General features: G+C 71.1%; 16 protein-coding genes and 1 riboswitch. Of the genes, 12 read left to right on the top strand and 4 right to left on the bottom strand.

Annotated elements, in window-relative coordinates; genetic code table 11:
* Positions 1-176: 176 nt before the first annotated feature.
* Both FXO23_RS47310 and FXO23_RS47305 read right to left on the bottom strand, forming a co-directional pair.
* Complete coding sequence (locus FXO23_RS47310) at positions 177-1,676, bottom strand: CoA-acylating methylmalonate-semialdehyde dehydrogenase (protein ID WP_158895188.1); 1,500 nt, start codon at positions 1,674-1,676, stop codon at positions 177-179.
* A 172-nt stretch (positions 1,677-1,848) separates the two neighbouring features.
* Positions 1,849-2,015, bottom strand: a riboswitch (cobalamin riboswitch).
* Between the two features lie 162 nt (positions 2,016-2,177).
* Entirely contained in the window at positions 2,178-2,924 is a 747-nt protein-coding gene (locus tag FXO23_RS47305; RefSeq protein ID WP_246258531.1) for a siderophore-interacting protein, read from the bottom strand.
* A gap of 94 nt (positions 2,925-3,018) precedes the next feature.
* Here FXO23_RS47305 and FXO23_RS47300 point away from each other — a divergent pair, with 94 nt between their 5' ends.
* Genes FXO23_RS47300 through FXO23_RS47290 form a run of 3 tightly spaced genes read left to right on the top strand, consistent with a single transcriptional unit; the run spans position 3,019 to position 5,445 of the window.
* Positions 3,019-3,762, top strand: a complete 744-nt coding sequence (locus FXO23_RS47300) for a TetR/AcrR family transcriptional regulator (protein WP_158895186.1) — start codon at positions 3,019-3,021, stop codon at positions 3,760-3,762.
* 31 nt (positions 3,763-3,793) lie between these two features.
* A complete protein-coding gene (locus FXO23_RS47295; RefSeq protein WP_158895184.1) occupies positions 3,794-4,885 on the top strand; it encodes an agmatine deiminase family protein in 1,092 nt (363 codons plus the stop codon).
* Entirely contained in the window at positions 4,882-5,445 is a 564-nt protein-coding gene (locus tag FXO23_RS47290) for a TetR/AcrR family transcriptional regulator (RefSeq protein WP_158895182.1), read from the top strand. Before FXO23_RS47295 ends, FXO23_RS47290 begins: the two co-directional genes overlap by 4 nt.
* Here the strand turns inward: FXO23_RS47290 and thrS are convergent.
* Complete coding sequence (thrS, locus tag FXO23_RS47285) at positions 5,442-6,635, bottom strand: threonine--tRNA ligase (protein ID WP_158895180.1); 1,194 nt, start codon at positions 6,633-6,635, stop codon at positions 5,442-5,444. The two genes, FXO23_RS47290 and thrS, sit on opposite strands and share 4 nt — an antisense overlap.
* A gap of 376 nt (positions 6,636-7,011) precedes the next feature.
* Between thrS and FXO23_RS47280 the strand changes: the two genes are divergently transcribed.
* The 8 genes from FXO23_RS47280 to FXO23_RS47245 all read left to right on the top strand — a co-directional run bounded on the left by FXO23_RS47280 (position 7,012) and on the right by FXO23_RS47245 (position 19,349).
* Positions 7,012-7,656: an SRPBCC domain-containing protein gene (locus FXO23_RS47280; protein ID WP_158895178.1), complete on the top strand. Its 645-nt coding sequence runs from the start codon at positions 7,012-7,014 to the stop codon at positions 7,654-7,656.
* Positions 7,657-7,978: 322 nt separating this feature from the next.
* Positions 7,979-9,238, top strand: a complete 1,260-nt coding sequence (locus FXO23_RS47275) for an ABC1 kinase family protein (RefSeq protein ID WP_158895176.1) — start codon at positions 7,979-7,981, stop codon at positions 9,236-9,238.
* Positions 9,235-10,179: a DUF1702 family protein gene (locus FXO23_RS47270; RefSeq protein WP_158895174.1), complete on the top strand. Its 945-nt coding sequence runs from the start codon at positions 9,235-9,237 to the stop codon at positions 10,177-10,179. The genes FXO23_RS47275 and FXO23_RS47270 overlap by 4 nt, the downstream gene beginning before the upstream one ends.
* Positions 10,176-12,089: a CRTAC1 family protein gene (locus FXO23_RS47265; protein WP_218952395.1), complete on the top strand. Its 1,914-nt coding sequence runs from the start codon at positions 10,176-10,178 to the stop codon at positions 12,087-12,089. The genes FXO23_RS47270 and FXO23_RS47265 overlap by 4 nt, the downstream gene beginning before the upstream one ends.
* The gene (locus FXO23_RS47260; RefSeq protein ID WP_218952394.1) at positions 12,086-13,015 is read left to right on the top strand and encodes an RnfABCDGE type electron transport complex subunit D; all 930 of its coding nucleotides are present in this window, start codon (positions 12,086-12,088) and stop codon (positions 13,013-13,015) included. The genes FXO23_RS47265 and FXO23_RS47260 overlap by 4 nt, the downstream gene beginning before the upstream one ends.
* A complete protein-coding gene (locus tag FXO23_RS47255; protein ID WP_158895169.1) occupies positions 13,012-18,234 on the top strand; it encodes a type I polyketide synthase in 5,223 nt (1,740 codons plus the stop codon). Before FXO23_RS47260 ends, FXO23_RS47255 begins: the two co-directional genes overlap by 4 nt.
* The gene (locus tag FXO23_RS47250; RefSeq protein ID WP_158895167.1) at positions 18,231-18,662 is read left to right on the top strand and encodes an acyl-CoA thioesterase; all 432 of its coding nucleotides are present in this window, start codon (positions 18,231-18,233) and stop codon (positions 18,660-18,662) included. The genes FXO23_RS47255 and FXO23_RS47250 overlap by 4 nt, the downstream gene beginning before the upstream one ends.
* 12 nt (positions 18,663-18,674) lie before the next feature.
* Positions 18,675-19,349, top strand: coding sequence for a winged helix-turn-helix transcriptional regulator (locus tag FXO23_RS47245; protein WP_218952393.1), 675 nt, complete (start codon positions 18,675-18,677; stop codon positions 19,347-19,349).
* 19 nt (positions 19,350-19,368) lie between these two features.
* Here FXO23_RS47245 and FXO23_RS47240 read toward each other — a convergent pair whose 3' ends face one another.
* Positions 19,369-20,085, bottom strand: coding sequence for a twin-arginine translocation signal domain-containing protein (locus FXO23_RS47240; RefSeq protein ID WP_158895165.1), 717 nt, complete (start codon positions 20,083-20,085; stop codon positions 19,369-19,371).
* A gap of 160 nt (positions 20,086-20,245) precedes the next feature.
* On the opposite strand from FXO23_RS47240, the gene FXO23_RS47235 reads away from it, so the two are divergent.
* A partial coding sequence (locus FXO23_RS47235) for a DUF222 domain-containing protein (protein ID WP_246258530.1) occupies positions 20,246-20,778 on the top strand: 533 nt, incomplete at its 3' end.

The raw sequence follows: 20,778 nt of genomic DNA, 5'->3' as shown, positions 1-20,778 counted from the left end.
CCGGCCTCAGTGCTTTCTTTCCAACGCGCGGACACGATCGTGTCGCCGGGGCTCAGGCTTGATCATGTAAGTCCCTTTCCGCTGTTCGGCGCCCCGCCGCCACGCTCGTGGGGCTTCGCCGAAGCGCGCGTTGCTTTACTCGCCTTTCCAGGTCAGTTCGTCGCCGCGCCATCTCGTCAGCTCATCGTCGGGATGACGAAGCTGGCGCCTTCCTTGACCCCGTCCGGCCAGCGGGAGGTGACGGTCTTGGTCTTGGTGCAGAACCGGATCGCGTCGGGGCCGTGCTGGTTGAGATCCCCGAAACCGGACCGCTTCCAGCCGCCGAAGGTGTGGTAGGCGATCGGCACCGGGATCGGCACGTTCACCCCGACCATGCCGGTGTCGACCCGGTGGGTGAAGTCGCGGGCGGTGTCGCCGTCGCGGGTGAAGATCGCGACCCCGTTGCCGTACTGGTGTTCGCTGGGCAGCCGCAGTGCCTCCTCGTAGTCCCGGGCGCGCACGACGGTGAGCACCGGGCCGAAGATCTCCTCGCGGTAGATCCGCATCTCCGGCGTCACCCGGTCGAACAGCGTGCCGCCGAGGAAGAAACCGCCCTCGAAACCGGGCACGGTGTGGCCGCGGCCGTCCACCACCAGCTCGGCGCCTTCGTCCACACCGGACTGGATGTACCCGCTTACCCGCGCCACTGCCTCGGCGGTGATCAGCGGCCCGAAGTCCGCGCTCGCGTCGTTGGAGGCGCCGATCTTCAACGCGCGGACCCGGTCGGCAAGCCTGTCCACCAGGGCGTTCGCGGTGGCCTCGCCGACCGGCACGGCCACCGAGACGGCCATGCAGCGTTCGCCCGCGGAGCCGTACCCGGCGCCGATGAGCGCGTCGGCGGCCCGGTCGAGATCGGCGTCGGGCAGGACGATCAGGTGGTTCTTCGCCCCGCCGAAGCACTGCGCGCGCTTGCCGTGCGCGGCGGCGGTGGCGTAGACGTACTCGGCGATCGCCGAGGACCCGACGAACCCGATCGCCGCCACCCGGGGATCGGTGAGCAACGCGTCCACGGCGTCTTTGTCCCCGTTGACCACGTTGAACACACCCGGCGGCAGCCCGGCTTCGGCGAAGATCTCGGCGAGCCGGAGCGGCACCGAAGGGTCGCGTTCGGACGGTTTGAGCACGAACGCGTTGCCGCACGCGATCGCGGGAGCGGCCTGCCACAGCGGAATCATCGCCGGGAAGTTGAACGGCGTGATCCCGGCGACCACCCCGAGCGGCTGGCGCATCGAGTACACGTCGATGCCGGTGCCCGCGCTGCCGGAGAACTCCCCCTTCAGCAGATGCGGAACGCCGATCGCGAATTCGACCACCTCCAGCCCGCGCTCGATGTCGCCGTGCGCGTCGGCGATCGTCTTGCCGTGCTCGGCGGAGAGCAGATAGGCCAGGTAGTCCTGTTCGGTGCGGACCAGGTCGGCGAACCGCATCAGCACCCGGGCCCGCCGCTGCGGATTCCAGCGCGCCCATTCGGCCTGCGCCGCGGCGGCATCGGCGACCACCGCGGCGACCTCGGCCTTCGACGCCATCGGCACCCGGGCTTGCACCCCACCGGAATTCGGGTCGTACACCTCGGAAAACCGCCCGGAGGTCCCGGGAACCGGTTTCCCGGACACGAAATGGTGCAACTCGTTCGTCATGTCATTCCCCTTGTTTCCCAGCGAAAACGCGCGATGAACCGGCCCGGCCGCACGGGTTCGGCGGCAGGGATGCGAAAGGAACGAGCGGGCGCTACCGCTCCGGCGGCGAAGGATCGGCGATTTTCGCGCGGGAAGGCAGGATCGTCATGCGTGCCAGCTCCATCCTCGTGGAAGAACACGGACATCCACGGCCGGTATCCTGGCTCCCGGATCTGCGGTGATTCCGGCCTTCCCAGCTCGCGCCAGTGGCAATGGAGAAGAATCCCGCTCCCCGGTCACAGTGGCGGGACCGCACCGGATTCGCACCGGTTTCCCTGCACCGTGGACCTGTGGACACCATAAAGTAGGAAGTCCAACTATGTCGAGATGCGGAACCCGATCGCCGAGGTGCCCGTCGTCACAACGGAACACGGAAGCACGCGCACCTACCGAAACGGGGAACTCGGTAGACCGGAACGGGGAACTCGCACGCGCGGAACGGGGGACTCGCGCACCGGTGGTTCAGTGCAGCCCGCGTTTGCCCGGGGTCCAGAACGGCTTGACCTTGATCGAAGTCCGCGGCCAGCCGCGCTCGGCGACCAGGTGGTCGCGGACCAGCTGGCAGGTCCTCGCCTCCCCGGCCAGGTAGGCGGCCCCCGGCTCGCCGGGCAGATCCAGATCCGCGACCGCCGCCAGCAGCTTCCGCGACGAGGCGGCCGGCGCCCCGGCGCGGTACACGCGGCGCAGCCGATGCGGTCCGGGCATCGGCAGATCGTGTTCGGCCGATTCGCTTTCCAGCACCCCGTACACCCGCGCCGAGCCGTCCAGCGCCCGGAGCATCGGCCCGAACGCGGCGCTCGCGGTCTCCTCGCCGACGAACAGGTGGTACGGGGCGTCCCGGGTGAAGAAATCCCCCTGCGGCCACCAGAAGGTCACCGGTTCACCGGGCCGCACCGCCTCCGCCCACTTCCGGCCGATCCCGTCCCCGTCGTACCGGTGCACGCGCAGTTCGATCGCCCGTTGCCCGGGGTCGAAGTCCCAGATCGTGTAGGTGCGCAACGTTTCGGACGGGCGCAGGATCCCGTACACCGACAGCGGATCGTTGAGCTGGATCCGGACGTGCTGACCCGGGGTGTACGGGAAGGTGATCGGCTCGTCCGCCACCAGCCGGATGCGCCGCATGACCGGGGTGACCAGTTCGGTCTCGGTGACGGTCGACGTCGCGAAGTACTTGGCGAAGACACCCGCCAGCGGGTTGCGCCTGTTCAATTCGGCTCTCCTTAGAGGCTCTAGGCTGACCTACGGCGCCTAAACAACCCTAGATGTTCTAGAATGTCAACGGCACCGAGGACGAAGGAGAGTGATGGCCGCCCAGCGAACGAACCGGCGGGACCGGCAGCGACGGGACACCCTCGCCGAGATCCGCGCCGCCGCGCGCACCCTGCTGGTGGAGCAGGGCTCCCCGGCCGTGACGATCAACGCGGTGGCCCGCGAGGTGGGGATGAGCGGCCCCGCGCTGTACCACTACTTCGCCGGCCACGACGAACTCGTCGAGGCGGTGACCGAGGACTTCTTCCGCGAACTGGTCGCGGCGATGGAGGCCGCGCGCGACGCCTGCGCCGCGGACTCGCCCGCCCGCAGGCTCCTCGCCATCAGTCGCGCCCTGCGCGGCTGGGCGATCGCCCACCCCGCCGAGTTCGGCTGGGTGTTCGCCAGCCCGATCCCGGCCCCGAACGCCGAACGCCTCACCTCGCCGCGCTACCGGGCCGGGCAGGACTTCGAGCAGGTCTTCCTGGCGGAGATCGAAGCGCTGTGGGCGACCAGCCCGTTCCCGGTCCCGCGCGCCGACGAGCTGGCGCCCTCGATCCGCGAGCAGCTGAGCGCCTACTCCGCCCAGCTGAACCGGAACCTCCCGCTCGAGGCCGTCCACGTCTTCCTGTCGTGCTGGATCCGGTTGTACGGGCTGCTGTGCATGGAGGTGCTGCACCAGCTCGATTTCGCCTACTCCGACCTCGAACCGGTTTTCGAGGAATGCCTGCGGGACATCTGCCGCATGCTCGGCCTGGACTACACCCCGGCCGACGCTCCGGTATCCTCAGAGTCCTGAGTGGATTTTCAGGACACGGGAGGGAGCCGTCATGGCCGGGATGTCCCGGCGTTCGATGCTGTGCTCGAGCGCGCTGGCGATGCTCGGCGCGGGCTGCGCACCGGTGGTCAGCACACCGGGTTACCGCATGCCGGGCGAATGGCATCCGCACGAGCGCACCTTCCTGGCCTGGCCCGCGCGGGAGGAGGTCTGGGGCCGGGAACTGCCGCGGGTCCGGCAGGACGTCGCCGCCCTCGCCCGGGCCATCGCGGAATTCGAACCGGTCCGGCTGTGCGCGCGGCCCGATCAGGTCCCCGAGGCCCGGCGCCAGTGCGGAACCGGCGCGATCGAGGTCGTTCCGGTGCCGGTCGACGATCTGTGGATGCGGGACACCGGGCCGAACTTCGTGCTCGGGCCGGGCGGCCTGGCCGGGGTGGACCTCAACTTCAACGGCTGGGGCGGCAAGCAGCGGCACGACGAGGACACCCGGGTGGCCGGGCGGATCCTGGAAGCGCTGGGCGTGCCGCACCTGGAGACGCCGCTCGTCGGCGAGGGCGGCTGCCTGGAGGTCGACGGCGAAGGCACCCTGCTGGTCACCGAGAGCTCCCTGGTCAACGACAACCGCAACCCGGGCCGGTCCCGGGCCGAGATCGAACAGCGGCTGCGCGACCTGCTCGGGGTGCGGACGGTGCTCTGGTTCGCCGGGGTGCGCGGCCACGACATCACCGACGGGCACGTCGACTGCCTGGTCCGGTTCACCCATCCCGGACAGGTCGTGCTCAACCGCCCGGCCGAAAGCACGCCACCGGACAATGTCTGGGCCCGGGCGTCCGAGGAAGCCCGGGCGGTGCTGCGCGAGGCGCGCGACGCCGCGGGGCGCCGCCTCGAAGTGGTCGAACTCGCCGAGGCCGAAGACGTCCCGGAGATCGACACGTTCCTGGCCTCGTACGTGAACTACTACGTGGCCAACGGCGCGATCATCATGCCCCGCTTCGGCGACGGTCCCGCGGACGACCGCGCCGCCGGAGTTCTGCGCGAACTGCACCCCGGCCGGCGGGTCGTGCCGGTCGACATCCGGCACCTCGCGGCCGGTGGCGGCGGAATCCACTGCGCCACCCAGCAACAGCCGAGGGTGCCGCGGTGACGGCCGGTCCCGGCAAGCGCGCCGCCCTGCTGGCGGCCACCTGCCGGGTCATCGCCCGCACCGGGGTGCGCGGCCTGCGGGTGGAGGAGGTCGCCCGGGAGGCGGCCGCCTCCACCACGCTGATCTACTACTACTTCCGCAACCGGCACGGGCTGCTGAACGCGGCCATGGAGTTCGTCAACGAGCGCGCCGGGCAGTACGTGGCCGCACCGCCCGATCTGCCCGCCGGGGAACGCCTGCTGATCACGCTGCAGCGGGAGTTCCAGGACTCGCGCGAGGTCCGGGAGAACTCCGCGGTGTGGGGCGAACTGCGCGCCGCCGCGGTGTTCGATCCCGCACTGCGCTCGATCGTGCGGGACGCGACCGGAGTCTGGCAGGACGACATCGCACGGCTCGTCGAACAGGGACACGCCGACGGCAGCGTCTCCCCGAACCTGGATCCCCGGTCCGCCGCGATCCGGCTCACCGCGCTCGTCGAGGGGCTCGGCAACCGCTGGCTCGCCGAGCTGATCGACACCGCCACCGCGCACGCCCTGCTGCGGGAGGAACTCGAGCGCTAGCGCACCGCGTCGGCCACGATCCGGTCCAGCGCCTCGGAAACGGGGATCGGCCCGAGGCGGCCCCCGTCCCGCGGCCGCACCGACACGGTCTCCCGCGCGGCTTCCCGTTCGCCGAGGACGAGCTGGTAGGGAACGAGCCGGTGGTCGCGGACGCGGGCGCCGAGGGTGCCCCGATCGGCCGGGGCGAGTTCGGCCCGCAGCCCCGCGGCGAGCAGGCGCCGCACCAGGGACTCGGCCGCCGGGAGCTGTTCGTCCGCCACCGGCAGCACCACCGCCTGCACGGGCGCCAGCCAGGCCGGGAACGCCCCGGCGTGCACCTCGATCAGGTGCGCCACCAGGCGTTCGAGGCTGCCGATGATGCTGCGGTGCACCATGACCGGCGGCCGTCGGCCCTGGTCTTCGGCGATGTAGTGCAAATCGAACCGGGCGGGCTGGAAGAAGTCGAGCTGGACGGTGGACAGGGTCGATTCCCGCCCGGACGGGTCCAGGATCTGCACGTCGATCTTGGGACCGTAGAACGCGCCTTCGCCCGGCTCGCTGTCGTAGGCCAGGCCGCGCTCGGCGAGGACCTCGGCCAGCGCCCGCTCCCCCAGGTCCCACATCGCCGGATCGTCGACGTACTTGGCGCCGTCGCCGCGCAGGGAAAGCCGGTAGCGGTGGGCGCGGATCCCGAGATCGGCGTAGGCCCGCTCGATCAGGTCCAGCACGGCGGCGACCTCGCCCGCCACCTGATCGGGACGGCAGAAGACATGCGCGTCGTTGAGCTGGATCGAGCGGACCCGGGTCAGCCCGCCCAGGACGCCGGACGGCTCGTCGCGGAACATCGCGCCCAGTTCGGCGATGCGCACCGGAAGCTCGCGGTGGCTGTGCTGACGGGAGCGGAAGATCAGCGCGTGGTGCGGACACAGGCTCGGGCGCAGCACCAGTTCGTCCCCACCCATCGGCATCGGCGGGAACATGTCCTCGCGGTAGTGCGCCCAGTGCCCGGACAGTTCGAACAGCTCGCGTTTGCCCAGCACCGGCGAGTACACGTGCTGGTACCCGGCGAGCCGTTCGGCTTCCCGGACGTACCGCTCGATCGCGTGCCGGACGGCGGCGCCCGCGGGCAGCCAGTACGGCAGCCCGGCCCCGATCAGCGGATCCGAGCCGAAAAGCTCGAGCTCGCGGCCGAGCTTGCGGTGGTCGTTCATGGTCCTCATCCAATCGTCGCGGAGAGGGGTGAGCGACCGGAACGAAGAAGTCCCCGGGGCGTTCACCCCGGGGATCGCTGAACGCGTGCGACTACGGCGCCGGGATGTTCTCCGGCGTCGTGGTCACCACGGCTTTGTTCATGACGACAAGGATAGTCCGGCGCGTCAACGGTATTTCCGGTCATGCGTTCTTCCCGTCGAATTCGGACGGCGACCGCGGTCTTCGCGAACCCTGGTCGCATCAGGGGGCACCGGCGTGAACCCGGCCCCGGGCCCGCCGCGCCGGTCGAGGTCGACCACGACCCGACCGCCAGAGTTGACTTATATAAGTTGCTGCTTTTACTCTGCTCCGGACAGCCAGGAAGGGGAACGGCACATGATGGATGTGGTCGGCCAGATCGAGGAGGCCCACCGCGAACTCGGCAACACCGGAAAGGGGCGCTCGGTACTGATCCGGCGGGACTACGACGCGACGGTCGAGGACGTCTGGGACGCGTGCACCACCGCGGACCGGATCGGCCGCTGGCTCGGTCCCGTCACCGGGGACCTGCGGCTGGACGGGCACTACCAGCTCGAGGGCAACGCCGGGGGCACGATCCTGCGCTGCGAGCCGCCGCGGCTGCTCCGGGTGACCTGGGTCTACGGCGAAAACCCGGGGACCAACACCTCGGAAGTAGAGGTGCGCCTGTCCCCCGCCGCGGACGGGAAGACCACCTTCGAGCTGGAGCACGGCCCGGTCGACCTCGATCCCGAGTTCTGGGCGCGGTTCGGCCCCGGCGCCACCGGCCTCGGCTGGGATCTCTCCCTGCTCGGCCTCGCCGCGCTGCTCAGCGGCGAGGACGTCGACGTCGACGCCCACGAGGAGTTGCTGAAAACTCCGGAGGCCGTGGAATTCCTGCGCCGGAGCGGCCGGGCGTGGCAGGCAGCGCACGAAGCCTCGGGCGCCACCGCCGAAGCAGCGGCGGGCGCGGCCGAACGCACCATCGCCGCCTACACCGAACCCCCGCCGTCCGGGAACTGAACGGACTCCCGGGACCACCCGAAAGGTGCACCGAGCACTTCTCCTGACGTGACCGGCGCGCTGCTCCAATCCGGGGTTTCGCGACCGCACTTCCTACCAAAGGTGAGGGGGCACGGGCACGCACCGTGCCCCCTCATCGCCAGGCGCCGCAATAGAATGCTCTATTCGGCCGGGTTGGTGGATTGTGATCGCTCGTTCGAGTGCCGCGCCCGGAAACCCCCGGATGGAATGGTCTTTCCTTTTCGCGGATACCGCACGGGAAGGCTGGTTGTAGCGTCGGACCGCGTCGGCTGAGGGCAGGTGACCGGAGGGGGCCGCGCGGATGACCAACCCGGGAATCGGCACGGGAGCGGTGATTCTCCGGCTGGTACGCACCCTGGCCGTGCTGACCGGACGCGCCCTGCCACTCGGGTGGCTGCTGGTGACGGGACGGGCCCGTTCGGGGGCGTGGGACGCCTGGCTCGCGGACACGGTCGTCGCCCTCGGCCCGGCCTTCGTCAAGGCGGCGCAGTTGCTGAGCACGCGCGCGGACCTGCTGCCGCCCCGCGCCTGCCGCGCCCTCGCCCGGTTGCACGATCGGGTCCGGCCGATCCCGCCCCGGTCTTCGGCGGCGCTGGCGGCGTTCCCCGGTACCGAGGCCCGCCTGGTCGGGGCGGGCAGCATCGCCTGCGTCTACCGGGTCCGGCTGGACGACCGGGTGGTGGCCGTCAAGGTCCGCCGCCCGGGGATCGACCGGGCGCTGAACCTCGACCTCGCGCTGTTCGAACGCCTCGCGGCCCTGGTCGCCAAGGCGCCGGTGCTGCGCGGCGTGCCGGTCGCCGAGATCGCCGATCAGCTCGCGGCGAGCATCCGGGCACAGCTCGATCTGGCCGCCGAGGCGGAATCGCTCGACGGTTTCCGGCGCACCGTGGCGTCCCTGCCCGGCGTGACCGTTCCCGAAGCCGACCGCGCGCTGTCCACAGAGGACATCCTGGTGATGGATTTCCTGGACGACCTCACCCGCCGGCGACCCGCCGAACTCGCCGAACCCGATCGGCACCGCGCCGTGGTGACCGCGTTGCGCGCGGTGTACCGCATGTTGTTCCTCGACGGCGTGGTGCACTGCGACCTGCATCCGGGCAACCTCTACTTCCGCCCGGACGGCACGATCGTGATCCTGGACGCCGGGTTCACCGTCCGGCTCACCGATTCGGCGCGGGAGAAGTTCGCCGCGTTCTTCTACTGCATGGGCCAGGGTGACGGCGAAGCCTGCGCCGACATCGTGCTGTCCACGGCTCGCTCGGTGCCGGGCGCCGACGCCGAGGGATTCCGCGCGGAACTGGCCGCGCTGGTCGCGGCGCACACCGGCCGACCGGCCGCCGAGTTCGACCTGGTCTCCTTCGCCACGGCCCTGTTCGACGTGCAGCGGCGGTACGGGTTCGCCGCGGACCCGCAGTTCGTGTTCCCGATCCTTTCCCTGCTGGTGCTGGAGGGCACCGTCCGCGAATTCCACCCCGGCGTGGATTTCCAGCGGGTGGCCAAGCCGTTCCTGGTCTCCGCGCTGTTCGAACGCGCCCTGGTCCCCACCGAGGAGGTTCGGTGAATCCCGTTGCCCTCACCCGATTCCTGCGGCAGGACCTCGGCCAGGCCGATTTCGGCACGCGCCGGTTCCGGTTGCGGCCCGGCCCGGCGCGGCGCGTGCTCGAGTCTTCGGCGCGGGCGTTCCTGGCCGGGCTGAACGCCTCCTTCGAGGTGCGAGAGGTGGCCGAGCTGTCGATGCGGCTGGCCGCGGTGGAGCGGGAGCACCGGGGTTTCGCCAGTGAAGGTGCGGGGATGGGCTGCGCCCTGCTCGATCTGCTCACCCGGGCGCGCGGGCGGCGGGTCGCGGAACTGCTCGCCGGTCCGGCGCACGCCTACCCGCATCTGGTGCACGTCGGCGTCGGCTGGGCCTACGCGCGGCTGCGGTTGCGGATCCGGGACGGCTCCCCGGCCCTGGATCCGCTGCTGCGCTGGCTCGCCTGGGACGGATTCGGGTTCCACCAGGGCTTCTTCCACGCCGATCGGGTGGTCGGCGCGCAACGGGTGGAACTCGGGCTCTCCCCGGCGGTCCGGGCGGTGCGCGACCAGGGCCTCGGCCGGTCGCTGTGGTTCCACGAATGCGCCGAACCGGAAGGCGTCGCGTTGCGGATCACCGAATTCCACCCCGATCGGCATGCCGATCTGTGGAGCGGGATCGGGCTCGCGGCCACCTACGCCGGGGGCGCCGACGCCTACGAACTGGACCGGCTGGCCGAGTTGTCCGGTCCCTGCCGCGGCCACCTCGCCCAGGGCTGCGCGTTCGCCAGCAAGGCCCGGTGGACCGGTTCGGTGGTGCCCGCGCACACCGACAAGGCCGCGCAGGTGCTGGCCGGGGTCAGCGCCGCCGAAGCGGCCGAATGGACCGACCGCGCGCTGACGGCGCTGGGCCCGAACCCGTCGACGCTCGCCGACTACCAGCATTGGCGGGCCGAAATCCGAAGACTGTGGGAAAGGAAAACCTCGTGAGACCCTTCGTGCGCCGCCACCTCACCCGGATCGTCGCGCTGTTCGGCTGCGCGCTCGTGTTCGCGGTCACCGTGGTGCCCTCGGCGTCGTCGACCGAACAGGCCGCGCTCGCCCAGCGCTTCTCGTTCACCGCGCACGCGATCGGTCCCGAGAACGCGCCCGACGGCCGCCGGGTGCGTCCGGTCGCACCGGCCTACGACCAGATCCGGTCCTGGATTTCCTCGGTGGGCGCGGGTACCGCGCTGTTCGCCGCGGACGGCGGCGCCGTCTCGCACGACCTGTGCCTGGTGGATCCGCGCACCGACGCGGTCACCGTCTCCCCCGCCCCGGCCACCGGTGACCGCTATCGCCCGTTCACCCTCGTTCCCACCGGCCTGGAGATGCCGTCCTACGCGGCGCCGATGGGCTGCCTCCCGGTCGACGCCGACGAGGACGGCTGGCAGGACGTCATCGTCTACTACTGGGGCCGCTCGCCGGTGACCTTCCTGCGCCAGCCCGGCACCGCGCCCGCCGCGTCCGCGTTCCACGCGCGGGAACTGGTCACCCCGTGGCAGGTGTGGAACACGAACGCCGCCACGATCGGCGATTTCGACGGGGACGGCCAGGTCGACCTGGTGTTCGGCAACTACTTCCCGGACGGCGCGCGGGTGCTCGATCCGGGCGCGCACCAGCCCGAACTGGTGATGAACGATTCGCTCTCGCACGCGGCGAACGGGGGCACACTCCGGCTGTTCCGCTCCACCGGTGACCACTTCACCGAGGCGCCGGACGCGTTCGCGCCGGAGGTCCGGACGGGCTGGACCCTTGCCCTCGGGGCGCAGGACCTCGGCGGTGGTGGACTGCCGGATCTGTACGTCGCCAACGACTTCGGCCCGGACCGGCTGCTGGTGAACAACTCCACGCCGGGCCACCTCGCGTTCACCACGGCGCGGGGCGAACGCCATCCGGCGACCCCGAAGTCCAAGGTGCTGGGCAACGACTCCTTCAAGGGCATGGGCGTCGCCTTCACCGATCTCGACCGCACCGGGGTGCCGGACATCCTGGTCAGCAACATCACCGAGCCCTATGCGTTGCAGGAAAGCAACTTCGCGTTCGTCGCCACCGGCGACCGCGGCGCGGTCGCGGACGGCTTGCGCCGCGGCGAGGCGCCTTACGACGACCGCAGCGAGGAGCTCGGGCTGTCCCGGTCGGGCTGGTCGTGGGACGTCAAGGCCGCGGATTTCGACAACGCCGGGATCGACGAGGTGATGCAGGCGACCGGGTTCGTCGCGGGGACGACCGACCGCTGGGCGCAGTTGCAGGAGACCGCGATGTCCAACGATCTCGTGCTCAGCCATCCGGGGCTGTGGCCGAAGTTCACCGAGGGAACCGAACTTTCCGGCCACAACCGCAACACGTTCTTCGTGCGCGGCACGGACGGGAAGTACGTGGACGTGGCCGAGCGGCTGGGCGTGGGCACCGACGCGGTGAGCCGGGCGTTCGCCGTCGGCGATGTCGACTCCGACGGGCGGCTGGATTTCGCGGTCGCCAACCAGTGGGCCCCCTCCACGCTGTACCAGAACACCTCACCAGCGGGGGCGTTCCTCGGCCTGCGGCTGCGGCGACCGGCCGGGCCCAACCCCTGCGCGGCCGGGGCGAAGGGGCCGACCAGTCCGGCGATCGGCGCGGAGGCCGAGGTGAGCACGCCCGGCGGCGCCCGGCTGCAGGAGCTGTACCCGGCCAACGGCCACAACGGCGTCAACGCGCCGGATCTGCACTTCGGCCTGGGCGACCAGCCGGGATCGGCGATCGGCGTCCGGCTGACGTGGCGGGACGGCTGCGGCCACCGCCACACCGGTTCGGTAGCCCTGCCCCCCGGCTGGCACGAACTGCGCCTCGAACCCGACGGCACCATCAAGGAGGACCAGTGACCGCGCCCGCTCGTGACCGCCGCTCGGCGGCCCTGCGTCGATTCGGGTTGTCCATCACCGCGCTGACCGTGCTCGGGCACACCGTACTGGGTTTCGAACAGGCGTACTTGACCCCGGTGGTCGCGGCCGTCGCCGGGCTGGTGACCGAAATCGTGCTGGAGTGGGTGGAAGCCGCGACCACCGGCCGGATGCCGCGATTCTTCGGGCGGCCCGGGGCCGTGGTGGACTTCCTGCTGCCCGCCTACATCACCGGCGTCGCCTGCGCGATGTTGTTGTACGCCAACGATCGGCTGATGCCGACGATCCTCGCCACGGTCGTCGGCGTGGCCACCAAGTACCTCGTCCGGGTTCCGGTCGGCGGGCGGGCACGGCACGTCCTCAACCCGAGCAACGCGGGCATCGTGGTCGTGCTGCTGCTGTTCCCGTGGGTCGGCATCGCGCCGCCGTACGAGTTCACCGAATGGGTCACCGGCTGGTGGGGCGCGGTGGTGCCCGCACTGCTGCTGGTGGCCGGGACGATGCTCAACGCGCAACTGACCGGCAAGATCCCGCTGATCCTGGGCTGGGTCGGCGGATTCCTCGCCCAGGCCGTGCTCCGCGCGGCGGTGACCGACATCTCCCTGATCAGCGCGCTGCTGCCGGTCACCGGTACGGCGTTCATCCTGTTCACCAACTACATGATCACCGACCCCGGCACGACCCCGGTCCGAGCCCGTGCGCAGGTCCTCTTCGGACTGACCACCGCCGCGGTCTACGGCGTGCTGGTGCAGTTCCACGTGGTGTTCGGCCTGTTCTTCGCCCTGGCGATCACCTGCGTGCTGCGCGCGGCGGTGCTCGTCGTGGCCGACCGGCGCGCCCGGCGAACCGTCGAGGTCCCGCCGCAGCGGCTGGTCGAGTCTCCGGTAGCGGTACGGGAATCCGCATGAACCAGCCGGGTGAGCCGATCGCGGTGGTCGGGCTGGCCTGCCGGTATCCCGACGCGGACGATCCCGGCCAGTTGTGGGAGGCGGTGCTGCACCGCAGGCGCGCGTTCCGCCGCCTGCCCCCGCAGCGGCTCGATCTCACCGATTACTGGGACGCCGATCGCGACGCTCCGGACCGGACCTACAGCACGCAGGCGGCGGTGCTGGAAGGCTGGCGGTTCGACCGGGAAGCGTTCCGGATCCCGGGGGAGGTCTTCCGCGCCGCCGACCCGGCGCACTGGCTCGCCCTGGAGACCGCCGCCCGCGCGCTGGACGACGCCGGCCACCCGGCGGGAGCGGGGCTGGATCGCGACCGGGTCGCGGTCGTGATCGGCAACAGCCTGACCGGCGAGGTCACCCGGGCGCGGACGCTCCGGCTGCGCTGGCCCTATGTCCGCCGGGTACTCGAATCGACACTGTCCACAATCGACAAAACGGCACTGGAACGGATCGAACACCGCTACCTTTCCGCGTTCCCCGAAGTGGGCGACGAGACCCTGGCCGGCGGGCTGGCCAACACCATCGCCGGCCGGATCTGCAACCAGTTCGACTTCCGCGGTGGCGGGTACACAGTGGACGGAGCCTGCGCGTCCTCGCTGCTCGCCGTGGTGACCGTGTGCCGGGCACTGGCCGACCGGGCCGCCGACTTCGGCATCGCGGGCGGGGTCGACCTCAGCCTCGACCCGTTCGAACTGATCGGCTTCGCCAAGGCGGGCGCGCTCGCCGACGAGGACATGCGGATCTACGACCGGCACTCGGCGGGTTTCTGGCCGGGCGAGGGCTGCGGCATGCTCGCCCTGATGCGGGCGAGCGACGCCCGGGCCGCCGGTGTCCCGGTGTACGCGGAACTCCTCGGCTGGGGGATCTCCTCCGACGGCCGGGGCGGCATCACCCGCCCGGAGGTCATCGGCCAGGCACTCGCCCTGCGCCGCGCCGCCGCGATGGCCGGGATCGAGCACACCGCGCTCGGGCTGTACGAGGGGCACGGCACCGGTACGGCGGTCGGCGACCTGGTCGAGCTGACCGCGCTCGGCCGGGCCCGCGCCGGAGCCGCGCGGCCCGCCGCACTCGGTTCGGTCAAGGCCAACATCGGGCACACCAAGGCCGCCGCGGGGGTCGCGGGCGTGCTCAAGGCCGTGCTCAGCATCGCTTCCGGCACGCTGCCACCGACCACGGGGTGCCGCGTCCCGCATCCGGCGCTCGGCGAAACGCTGCGAGTGCTGCCGTCCCCCGAGCCCTGGCCCGCGGGTCCCCGGCTCGCGGGCGTGAGCGCGATGGGGTTCGGCGGGATCAACACGCACCTGGTGCTGGGCGAAAGCCGCACCGGGCGCCCGGCTCCCCCGGTCGTGGTGGGGCAACCGGCTCCCGAGGTGGAGGTCGTCGCGGTGAGCGGGCCGACCACCGCGCAGGTGCGGGACGTGCTCGACCGGATCGCAACCCTCGCTCCCACCCTGTCCCAGGCCGAACTGCACGACCTGGCTTGCCACTACGGCCGCCTTCCCGCCACCGGGCCGGTGCGCGCGGCCCTGGCCGTGAGCACTCCCGCGGAACTCGGGGCACGCGCGGCACAGGCCGCCGGAGAGCTGATCGCGCTCGCGAAGGGCGCACTCTCCCCGGCGCACGGGGTGTGGCTGGGAAACGACGTGGCCGGGCGGGTCACCCTGCTGTTCCCCGGCCAAGGAGTCGCCGCCGTCGACACCGCCGAGGCGCAACCGGCGATCTACCGAACCGGCCTGGCCGCGATGGACCTGCTGGACGAGCTGGGGGTGACACCGGCCGCGGCGATCGGGCACAGCCTCGGCGAGATCACCGCCCTGGTCTGGTCCGGGCGGCTGTCCCCGAAGGAGGGTGCGCGCCTGGTGGCGGAGCGCGGCCGGATCATGGCCGCGTGCGGCACCGGGGACACCGGCATGCTGGGGGTCGCGACCGATCCGGCCGGCGCGCGGGCCCTGTGCGCGGGAACCGGACTCGTGGTCGCGGCCGACAACGGCCCGCGCGCCCAGGTGCTGGCGGGTCGCCGGAGCGAACTCGACGCCGCCGCCACGAACGCGGCCCGCCACGGGATCCGGACCACCGTGCTGCCCGTTTCGCACGCCTTCCACTCCCCCGCCATGGCCGGTTGTGTCGCGCCGCTGCGCGCGGTGCTGGACACCGTGGACTTCCAGCGCTCCTCGCCGCGGACCGTGGTGTCCACCGTGCACGGCCGACCGCTGGGCGAGAGCGACGATCCGGTGGAGTTGCTGGCCAGGCAGCTGCTCGTTCCGGTCCGGTTCTGGCCGGCCGTCCGCCACGTCCTGGCGGACACCGATCTCTTCCTCGAGACCGGGCCCGGCCGGGTGCTGAGCGAGCTGTCCTCCCGGGCTTCGGGGAAACCGGCGGTGAGCATGGACACCGGCGACCGCGCGGCCGCGGAATCCGCCGCCGCGCTGTTCGCCGCCGCGGCGGCCAAGGATCTCACCTCCCGGTTCGCCGGTCGGTTCGCCCGGCCGTTCGACCTCCGGCGCGACCGGGAGTTCCTGGCCAATCCGTGTTCGGCCGGACCGGTGGCGGCGGTGCCGCGACCGCGAACGCCGGTCCCGGAAGGGGCGCGGGACACCGTCTCGACGGTCACCCGGTTGCTGGCCCGGGCCACCGAACTCGACCCGGCGCTGATCCGGACCGACGCCCGGTTGCTCAGCGATCTGAACCTGAGTTCGTTGCGCGCCACCCAGCTCGTGGCCGAGGCCGCGGCGGTGCTCGGGCGGCGACCACCCGAGGTGGTCTCCGACGCGTCGATCGCCGACCTGGCCGCCGTGCTCGAGGAGCAGCCGGTGGCCGAAACACCCGCGGGCGGCCCGGTGCCCGGCGTCCGGCCGTGGATCCGCTGCTTCACCGAGGCCACCGCACCCGCTCGCGGAATTCCGTGGCGCCCCACCGAATCGGCCTACCTCCCGGACCCCGAGGATGTCGATGCGGTCCTCGCCGTCGCCCGGAAAGCGTTGCACACCAAGGCACTCGTCGTCGGCACGCACGACACCGCGGTCAGCGGATTCCTGCGGTCGGTATGCCGGGAACACCCCGGGGTCGGCATCACCCTGGTGCGGCTGCCCCACGGAAGCCGCGACCTCGACCGGTTCTCCGCCGAACCGGGGCGGTGGGCCGAACTCGTCGTCACCGCGGACGGGCTGGTCGGCGAGCCCGTCGAGCAACCCTTGCCGGAGCCCGGTCCGGCCGATCGGCTCCCGGTGAACGGCGACGACGTCGTGCTGGTGACCGGTGGCGGGAAGGGAATCGGGTACGCCTGCGGCCGCGCGCTCGCGGCGGCGACCGGAGCCGCGCTGGCGGTACTCGGCCGCACTCATCCCGAAGCGGACGAGGCACTGCGGGGCAACCTCGACCGGCTGCGCGCGGAGGGAATCCGGAGCGCCTACTCCCCCGCCGACATCGCGGATCCGGAAGCGGTCCGGCTGGCCGTCGCCGCGCTCGAAGCGGAACTCGGTCCGGTGACCGCGGTGCTGCACGCGAGTGGTGTCAACGAGCCCGCCCGGTTCGACCAGCTCGACGCCGAACGGTTCCGGCGGCACCTCCGGCCGAAGGTCACCGGGCTGCGCACGCTGCTGGCCGCGCTCGACGGGCGGGAACTCCGCCTGGTCGTCACGTTCGGCTCGGTGATCGGTCGCCACGGGCTGCCCGGCGCGTCCCATTACGCACTGGCCAACGGTTTGCTGCGCGCCGAAGCCGAACGCCTGGCGCACCGGCGGCCCGGATGCCGCGTGCTCAACCTCGACTGGTCGGCGTGGGCCGGAACCGGGATGGCTGACCGGCTCGGCGCGGTGGATGTCCTTTCCCAACGCGATGTCACCCCGATCCCGGCCGATGAAGGGACGGACCTGTTCCTCGGGCTGCTGAGCACCAGGACCCCGGTCACCGTGTCGGTCCGGGGCCGCCTCGGCGAGAGCCATCCCACCGGGGGCAACGGCCGGTTCCTGCAGCGGATCCGGGCACACCATCCGGGAGTCGAGGTGGTCGCCGATTCGACTCTGTCCACCCGGGACGATCCGTGGCTCGAGGAACATCGGCTGGACGGGCTGGCCGTGCTGCCCGCCGTGGCCGGGCTGGAAGCCATGGCGCAGGCCGCCTCGCTACTGGCCGGGCGCGCGTTGCGGGTGGCGGAAAACGTGACTTTCGACCGGCCGGTGGTGGTGCCCGACGCGGGCGAGCGGACGATCCGGGTCTGCGCACTGCGCAGCGGGCCGCTGATCGAGACCGTCCTGCGCAGTGCCGAATCCGAGTTCCGCACCGACCATTTCCGCGCCGAATTCCCCTTGCACCCCAGCGAGTTCAACGCAGAAGTGAACACTGTGGACAGAACCTCGGCCCTCGATCCCGGTGAACTCTACGGACCGGTTTTCTTCCACACCGGACGGTTCCGCCGGATCGCCGAGGCGTCGGTGCCGGATCCGCGATCGTGCCGGGCGACGTTGACACCGGACGACAACGACCCGTTCACCCCGGTCCTCGGCAGCGCGACCGTCAACGACGCCTCGGTGCACGCCCTGCAGGTCTGCGTGCCGCATCGGCGGCTGCTGCCGGTGGGCTGTGACCGGGTGGAGGTCGGTCCGGACACCGGCGGCCCCTGGGAACTGCACGGCGTCGAACGCGCCGCGAGCGGCGGGCGGTACACCTGGGACGTGGTCGTGGCCGATAACGCGGCCCGGCCACGGATCCGGTGGTCCGGGCTGCGGCTGGCCGACACCGGTCCGCTGCTCCGTGACCGGCCGTGGCCACCGCCCCTGCTCGCCGCCCTGCTCGAGCGTTCGGCGACCGGGATCGGCCTGCACGCCTCGCTGCGGGTATCGGTGAGCGATCCCTTCGCCGTGACCGCGCAAGCGGGTTGCCCGGCCGCCTGTGCCTGGGAACCCGTTGCCCCGCAAGCAGAACCGCAGGAGCCCGAGCTGGCGCGGATACTCGCCGGGCCCTGCGCCGAGGAACCGGACCGGCTGGCCACCCGGGTGCGCACCGTGCTGCGGTGCCGCGCCCGGCTCGGCGGGGAATCCGCGGCGGTCCGGTTCCTCGGTGCCTTCGACGGTGGCTGGCTGCTGCTGGGTTCGGGCGACGCGCTGATCGCCTCGACCGTCCTCCGCGTCACCGGGGTATCCGGACCGGTCGCGATCGCCCTGGCCACCACCGGAGCGCGGCCATGACCCGCACCTACGACTACCGCCACCCGATCACGCTCGAGGAGACCAACCTGGTCGGGAACGTCTACTTCGCCCACTACGTGCGCTGGCAGGGGCACTGCCGGGAACGGTTCCTCGCCGACCACGCGCCGGGCATGCTCGCCGCGTTGAGCAACGGGTTCGCGATGGTCACCACCGCGTGCGGCTGCGAGTACTTCGGCGAGCTGACCGCCGCCGACGTCGTCGAACTGCGCATGACGCTGAGCGAACTGGACGGCAACCGGGTCGGAATGGGATTCGACTACTTCCGGATCAACGCCGCCGTACCGCAGCTGGTCGCCCGGGGCAGCCAGACCATCGCCTGCATGTCCCGCGGCCCGGACGGGCTCCAGCCGACCCCCGTCCCCGAGGAACTCCGGGATGCTCTGCGGCCGTACTTGAATTCCCGGTAGTACGCTCTCCCGGTGAGAACCGGGACGCCGAAGGAGCGCAACTACCGCCAGTACTGTGGCCTGGCCGCCGGACTGGACGTCATCGGCGAGCGCTGGACCCTGCTTATCGTGCGGGAGTTGCTGCTCGGCCCGCGGCGGTACAACGAACTGCTCGCCGATTTGCCCGGGATGGGCACGAACCTGCTCGCCGATCGGCTGAAGAAACTGCGCGAGCTGGGCGTCGTCGAACGCGAAGAAGCCGGGCACGGCTACCGCCTCGGGCCCTTGGGCGAGGGCTTGCGCGAATCCGTGCTGGCGTTGTCGAAATGGGGCGTCGGCCTGCTCGGCGAGCCGCAGGCGGACATGGTGACCCGGCCGCACTGGGGGCTGCTCGCGGTGCAGGCGATGGCGGATGCGAGCCGATTGCCCGAACTCGTTGAAACCTACGAATTCCAGGTCGACGACGAGACCTTCCACCTCACCGTCGACCGGGGAACCGTGTCCACCGCCCGGGGACCGGCCGCGGATCCCGCGATGAGCGTCCGCACGGATGCCACCACGTTCGTGCGCATCGGCGCCGGGGTGCTCGGCCCCTTCGAGGCACTCGCTACCGGGAAGCTCACCTTCACCGGTGACCAGGAGGCGGTCCTGCGCTGCTCGACCGTGCTGGGCCTGGCGGAACGGCCCGGTCCCCGCCCTGCGGCGTGAACCGGGCCGTGGTCACGGGTCAGAGGCCGCCGACCTTCACCGGGAACCGTTCGATCGTCGCGATCGTGGTATCCGGATCGTCCGGAAGGATCAGGTCCACCGGGTTCTGCAGCTTGTAGAGATCGCCCCTGGGTGGGAACTGGGTGAGCTTGCCGATCAGTTGCGCCGGTTCCTTCGTGGTCAGCACCAGCGGCTCGTAGATCCTCGGTGCCCGGACCCCGGCCCGCCGCATCAGGTCGTCCGGCTGATCGATGGTCATGGTGAAGCTCAAGACCATGATCTGCTCGTAGCGGGGCGGGAACCGCTGGGTCAGCCGCAGCAGGCTCTTGGCGTCCACGTCCACGTCGTTCTGTTCGATCGTGATCGTGCCGCCGCCCTGGCGGCCGTCCCCGACGTCGGGCAGCTCGCCGGACACCTTGTGCCCGACCACGCGCAGCCGTACCGAGTTGACCGGGTCGTCGGGGTTGACGTCCACCCGGACCTTGATACCGCCCCGGAAGTCCACGCTCACCAGCGCGGTCCGGATCTGGAGTGGAGTGTTGATCGCCAGGCAGCTGCAGGGTATCTCGGCGCCGATCGGGGGCAATCCGGATTGCCCCCAGGCTTCCGGGGTGCCGAGCAGGCCACCGGCGGCGGCGACCCCGCCGACCGCGGCCGCCGCGGCGCCCTTGAGGAACTTCCGGCGGTCGGTGCCTTCTGGGGACTGGTCCAGTTCGTCGTCGTTCGGAGCGGGCATCGGGTCCTCCACGAGTGTGTGTCGGCTGGGGTGCGCGCTCACTTGAATTTAAGGTAGTAGCTCGAAGATCGGCAGGGGTGGGGGCAGGTTGGCCCGGATCGAGTGAATCCTCCGGGGCGGCGGCCGCTCCCGCCAGCCCGTCAACCGAACACTCGACGGGATGCCCGTCAAACCGCCTAACTTAGCGGCATTGCAGCCGCCCGATTCACCCATTCGAGAACCGTGCGGGTCTTCCGTTTTCGATAAAATGGAAGACGTGGAAATAAATACCAGACTTGCGGACCTGAAAGACATTATTCAGTTGGAGGGGGAGGTGATTGCGCAGGCGCAGGCTCGGCAGTTGAGAGCCATTGCGGAACTGGACAACCTACAGGAAAGATCCCGTGGTGTGCCCGTCGAAGTCGCCTGGATACTGAAACTGACCGAGCACAAGGCGGCGAGAAAGGTGGCGCTCGCGCGGACGCTCACCACGCGGCTGCCCGAAACCTTGAAAGCCATGGAGGGTGGGGTGATCGACGAGGAGAAAGCATCCAAGATCGCCGAACCCACGGCCTATTTGGGCGATGAGAAGGCCCGTGAGGTTGATGCCATCATGGCCAGCCGGTTGCAGGGCAAGAACCCGTCCTCGCTGCGGAAGATGGCGAACTACTGGATCGCCAAGATCGACAAAGAAGGGTATGAGGCTCGATGCAA

The organism is Amycolatopsis anabasis (assembly GCF_009765355.1).
GTDB lineage: Bacteria > Actinomycetota > Actinomycetes > Mycobacteriales > Pseudonocardiaceae > Amycolatopsis > Amycolatopsis anabasis.
This window is presented reverse-complemented; position numbering and strand designations above follow the sequence as displayed.

Coding starts and splice junctions, on each gene's coding strand:
- FXO23_RS47300 (WP_158895186.1), top strand. CDS start 3,019: ATGGCCGCCCAGCGAACGAACCGGCGGGACCGGCAGCGACGGGACACC.
- FXO23_RS47310 (WP_158895188.1), bottom strand. CDS start 1,676: ATGACGAACGAGTTGCACCATTTCGTGTCCGGGAAACCGGTTCCCGGG.
- FXO23_RS47275 (WP_158895176.1), top strand. CDS start 7,979: ATGACCAACCCGGGAATCGGCACGGGAGCGGTGATTCTCCGGCTGGTA.
- FXO23_RS47250 (WP_158895167.1), top strand. CDS start 18,231: ATGACCCGCACCTACGACTACCGCCACCCGATCACGCTCGAGGAGACC.
- thrS (WP_158895180.1), bottom strand. CDS start 6,635: ATGAACGACCACCGCAAGCTCGGCCGCGAGCTCGAGCTTTTCGGCTCG.
- FXO23_RS47295 (WP_158895184.1), top strand. CDS start 3,794: ATGGCCGGGATGTCCCGGCGTTCGATGCTGTGCTCGAGCGCGCTGGCG.
- FXO23_RS47240 (WP_158895165.1), bottom strand. CDS start 20,085: ATGCCCGCTCCGAACGACGACGAACTGGACCAGTCCCCAGAAGGCACC.
- FXO23_RS47280 (WP_158895178.1), top strand. CDS start 7,012: ATGATGGATGTGGTCGGCCAGATCGAGGAGGCCCACCGCGAACTCGGC.
- FXO23_RS47255 (WP_158895169.1), top strand. CDS start 13,012: ATGAACCAGCCGGGTGAGCCGATCGCGGTGGTCGGGCTGGCCTGCCGG.